A 4,465-nucleotide genomic window follows, 5' to 3' on the forward strand; every position below is an offset into this window, starting at 1 on the left:
GTTCGTGCGGGTAGTTGCGCAGCCGACGCTCCGGGTCGGGCACGCCCACCTCGACGAGGAGATCGACGGCCCGCCCCCGCGCCTCCGCGCGCCCGACACCGAGGTGCCGGCGCATGCCCTCGGTGAGCTGCCGTTCCACCCGTACGACCGGGTTGAGCGACCGCCCCGGGTCCTGGAGCACCATGGCGACCTGGGCACCCCAGATCTTCCTGCGCTCGCTCCGGGACAGGGTGAGCAAGTCCCGCCCCCGGAAGAGGATTTGACCGCTGCATCCCGCGCCCCTCGGCAGCATGCCCATGACCGCCTTCGCGGTCACCGACTTGCCGGAACCCGACTCCCCCACGACGCCCAGCGCCTGTCCGCGCCCGATCGTGAGGGAGACGTCGTCGACGGCCCGTACGACACCGCGCGACGTCCCGATGTGGACCCGGAGATCGCGGACTTCGAGGATCGGGCCGACCGGGTCGATCGGGTCAGCCCGGTCGGCCGGGTCGCCTAGTGCTTGATCCACAGGTCCTCCGGAAGCAGCGAGCCGAACCCGTACTGGGTGAGGCCGCCGACGTTCTTGCCGGAGATCGCGCTGCCGGCGTTGCGCAGGATCCAGAGCATGGGGCGCAGTGCCACGAGCCGCCGCTGCACGGTCTCGTAGGCGGCCTTGCGGTCCGCGACGGTGGTCGCCGTGCGGCCCTTCAGCAGGGCCTGGTCGAGCTGGGCGTCGTTGATGCCCGTCATGTTGGTCGGCGAGTCGCCCTCGAACGCGGTCCAGAGCCTGGGCTCCGGGTCGTTGAAGGCGGCGGACGACACCACGGCGTCGAAGTCGTGCGAGGTCTGCAGGGGAATGAACTCCGCGTAGTCGACCACCTTGATCTTCATGGTGACGTTCTTGAACTTGCTGAGCTGGGACTGGATGGACTCCGCCTGGGCCTTGTTCTCCGTCGACGCGGAGGTGGTGAAGGTGAACGAGACGGGCTTGCCGTCGGCCGCGATCTCGTTGAACAACTTCTGCGCGGCGGCCGCGTCGGGCTTGCCCACCGGGATGTCGGTGTAGAAGGGCGAGGACTTGCGGAACACCGTGTCGACGGTCTCGCCCGTCCCGTCGTACACCGAGGCGTTCAGGGCGTTGAAGTCGATGGCGTCGGACAGCGCTTCACGGGCCCGGATGTCGTTGAACGGCGCGCGCCGGGTGTTGAGGGCGAGGTAGGTGCCACCGCTGAGCGGGGACGTCGTGGTCGGCAGCCCCGCGTCGGACGCCTTCTTCAGGTTCTCCCAGTTCTGTTCGATGGCAAGGTCCGCGCCGCCGCTGATCACGGTGTTGACGCGCTGGGTCGCGTCGAGGGCGACCGTCAGGGTGAGCTGGTCCAGGTAAGGCTTGGGCGCGTCCCAGTACTTGGGGTTCTTCACCAACACCATGGCGTCCTGCCGGCGCCACTCCTTCAGCGTGTACGGTCCGGCGCCGACGGGGTGTGCGTCGTAGGCCTTCGCCCCCTTGCCGAGCGCGGTCGGTGAGGCGATCCAGTTCATGGACGTGGTGACGACGGACTGGGCGAACTGCGCCATGGGCTCTGCCAGAGTGACCTTCAGCGTCGTCGCGTCGACGGTCTTCGTCGACGTCACCAGCGAGGCATCGGCTTGGTACGGGGACGCGGTGGCCGGGAGGCGCATGCGGTCCCAGTTGTACTCGACGGCGGCGGCGTCGAGCGGGGTGCCGTCGGAGAACGTCAGCCCGTCACGCAGCTTCAGCTCGAAGGTCTTCCCGCCGTCCGAGGAGCTGAAGGACTCGGCCAGGGAGCCGCGGATCTTCCCGGACTGGGGATCGTCCGTCAGCAGGGTGCCGTAGAGCGCGTTGCCGACGATGGCGCCGCTGACGAAGTTGTTGCCCATCTGCGCGGGATCGAGGGTACGGAGTTCGCTGAGGGTGAGGACGCGGGCGGACCCGCCGGCGACCGGCTTGCCCGTCGCCCCGGTCGATCCCCCGGCGCTCTTCCCACCGCCGCCGCCCCCGCAGGCACCGAGCAGAAGTGCCGCGGTGGCTGTGGCAATCGTGATGAAGCACTTTCTACGGATCATCGTTGACCCCTTGTCGTGGACGTGCTGGAAAGCCGGCCGCCCCGGAGCGGGCAGGGGCCGGACCGCGTCAGTCGTGCAGACCGCGGTCGAACCGGTGCCGCAGGTGGTCACCGGCCTGGTTGAGGGCGAACACGGTCAGGAAGATGAACGCGGTGGGCACGAAGACGAGGTGCGGGTAGTCACCGACGGAGTCCTTGCCGTCGGAGATCATTCCGCCCCAGCTCGGTGAGGGGGGTGGGATGCCCATGCCGAGGAAGCTCAGGGAGCCCTCCGCCACGATCAACGCGGCCATCACGACGGGCAGGTAGGCGCCGAGTGAGGGCAGCAGGTTGGGCAGGATCTCCCGGGCCAGGATCCGCCGCCTGCTCGCGCCCATGTTGCGGGCGGCGGTGATGAACTCGCGGGAGGCCCAGGACAGCGTGTTGGCTCTGGCCAGCCGGACGAAGGTCGGGACGACCAGCAGGGTCAGCCCGATGAGGATGGTCGACACGCTGGGGGTGAGGACGGCGGCCAGCGCGAGCAGGAGGATCAGCGGCGGGAACGCGAGCATCGCGTCCGCGATCAGCCTGATCACCGAGTCGGTACGGCCGCGGAGGTATCCGGCGACCATGCCGAGTGCGGTCCCCACGGCCGAGCCGATCAGGCCCGCGCCGGCTCCGACCAGCAGCGAGACCCGTGCTCCGTAGACGCAGCGGGACAGCAGCGAGCGGCCGAGCTGGTCGGTGCCGAGCAGCAGGTCGAGCGAGTGGAGGCTCGGTGTCTGCCGGGGCAGGCCGACGGGACGGTCGTAGGGCGCCAGCGGGAGGACGTCGGCGAACACGGCCGCGAGGACGATCACGGCGAGCCAGGTGTAGGCGATCGCGACGAGGATCGACCGTCTGCGGTGCACGGCCGGGACGGAGGGCTCCGTCCCGTCGCCGTCGCCGGTCCCGGTGTCCGGTCCCGTCGTGACGGTGCGCTGGACGCTCGTCATGCTGCGGCCGCCTTTCTGACCCGCGGATCCAGCCAGTGGTAGCTGAGGTCGACCAGGGTGTTGACGAGGACGTACGCCACGACGACGAAGACCACGATTCCCTGGACCGAGACGAGGTCCCGGGAGACGATCGAGGAGACGACCAACTGGCCGAGGCCGGGCAGCGAGAACAGGATCTCGACGACGACGGTCCCGCCGATCAGCCGACCGAGGTTGATGCCGGCCAGTGTGATCAGGGAGAACGACGACGGCCGCAGCGCGTGACGGAACATGACGTAGGCGGGGCTCATCCCCTTGGCCCGGGCGGCGGCGATGAAGTCCTCGCGCAGGGTGGAGATGAGATCCGCCCGCAGCGCCCGGTGGAAGGCCGCGATCTCGGTCAGGGCGATCGACACGGCCGGGAGCAGAGCGCCGCGCAGGTTCGTTCCGAGGCCGTCGGTGCTGATCCGGGCCCATCCGCTGACGGGGAGCCAGCCCAGCTTCAGCGAGAAGAAGTAGATGAGCACGGGCCCCGCGATGAAGGCCGGCACCGACAGCAGCACCGACGAGAGGGCCGTGGCCCCGCGGTCCACCGCAGACCCTTCCCGGGCCGCGGAGACGATGGCCAGGAGCAGGGCGACGACCAGGGACAACGTCAGTGCGATGGCCGCGAGTTCCAGTGTCACGGGCAGTCGGGACAGGACCGCGTGCGTGACCGATTCGTTGGTGACCGGCGAGGTGCCGAGATCGCCCGTGACTGCGTGTCCGAGCCAGTCGATGTACTGATGCCAGAGGGGTTGGTCCATGCCGAGTCTGGCGTTCAGTTTCGCGACCGCCGCCGGTGTCGCGTTCTCTCCCAGGATGACGGAGGCGGCCGATCCCGGCGCCAGACTCAGCAGTGCCACGGAGCCCATCGTGACCAGGATGATCACGACCAGGCTGCGAAGGACCCGTCTCGCGGTGGTGAGCACCATGCGACTCGCTTCCTTGGAAGGCGTGGGTGACGTGTGGTCATCCGGTGAGGTGTGCGGCCGCCGCCGCGGTGGGTGTGATCGGTGCGGGCGGAGGCCGTGACCCGGCACATTCGCCTGCCGCCGCACCGGGGTTGGCGCGATGGGAGCCCAGCATGGGGACTGGCCTGAACCGGTTGGCGGCGCATGTCCGCTCAACGGAACAGATTGTCGGTGCGGGCGGATGCGGCGGGCCGGACGGGTCAGTGCGCCGGGACCGCTGGCTGCGTGAGAGGTTGCTCCACCGCAGCCACCTGCCCCTTCCTCCGCTTGTCGTGACGGCGCTCGCGGCGCGTCTCCACCATGGTGTACAGGGTGGGGATCAGCACCAGAGTGAGCAGCGTGGAGCTGATCAGGCCGCCGATGACCACGACTGCAAGGGGCTCGGAGATGAATCCGCCCGCCTCGGTGATGCCGAGCGCCATGGGGATCAGGG

Annotated in this window: 5 protein-coding genes; all 5 read right to left on the minus strand. The window is 69.4% G+C overall.

The features are described 5' to 3' along the window. Nucleotides 1–511 (minus strand): ATP-binding cassette domain-containing protein (locus KVT45_RS54590; RefSeq protein WP_217562507.1); only part of this gene is annotated, 511 nt, incomplete at its 3' end. After that, the gene (locus KVT45_RS54595; protein ID WP_217562509.1) at nucleotides 496–2,067 is read right to left on the minus strand and encodes an ABC transporter substrate-binding protein; all 1,572 of its coding nucleotides are present in this window, start codon (nucleotides 2,065–2,067) and stop codon (nucleotides 496–498) included. The genes KVT45_RS54595 and KVT45_RS54590, both read right to left, overlap by 16 nt. A 67-nt stretch (nucleotides 2,068–2,134) precedes the next feature. After that, entirely contained in the window at nucleotides 2,135–3,040 is a 906-nt protein-coding gene (locus KVT45_RS54600; protein ID WP_217562511.1) for an ABC transporter permease, read from the minus strand. After that, complete coding sequence (locus KVT45_RS54605) at nucleotides 3,037–3,993, minus strand: ABC transporter permease (protein ID WP_217562513.1); 957 nt, start codon at nucleotides 3,991–3,993, stop codon at nucleotides 3,037–3,039. Before KVT45_RS54605 ends, KVT45_RS54600 begins: the two co-directional genes overlap by 4 nt. 239 nt (nucleotides 3,994–4,232) lie before the next feature. Beyond that, a partial coding sequence (locus KVT45_RS54610; RefSeq protein ID WP_217562514.1) for an efflux RND transporter permease subunit occupies nucleotides 4,233–4,465 on the minus strand: 233 nt, incomplete at its 5' end.

Origin of the sequence: Streptomyces sp. GbtcB6 (assembly GCF_019091475.1) — a bacterium.
Lineage (GTDB): Bacteria > Actinomycetota > Actinomycetes > Streptomycetales > Streptomycetaceae > Streptomyces > Streptomyces hyaluromycini.

Excerpts from the sequence above, each read along its gene's own strand:
- KVT45_RS54595 (WP_217562509.1), bottom strand. The coding sequence starts at position 2,067 with ATGATCCGTAGAAAGTGCTTCATCACGATTGCCACAGCCACCGCGGCA.
- KVT45_RS54600 (WP_217562511.1), bottom strand. The coding sequence starts at position 3,040 with ATGACGAGCGTCCAGCGCACCGTCACGACGGGACCGGACACCGGGACC.
- KVT45_RS54605 (WP_217562513.1), bottom strand. The coding sequence starts at position 3,993 with ATGGTGCTCACCACCGCGAGACGGGTCCTTCGCAGCCTGGTCGTGATC.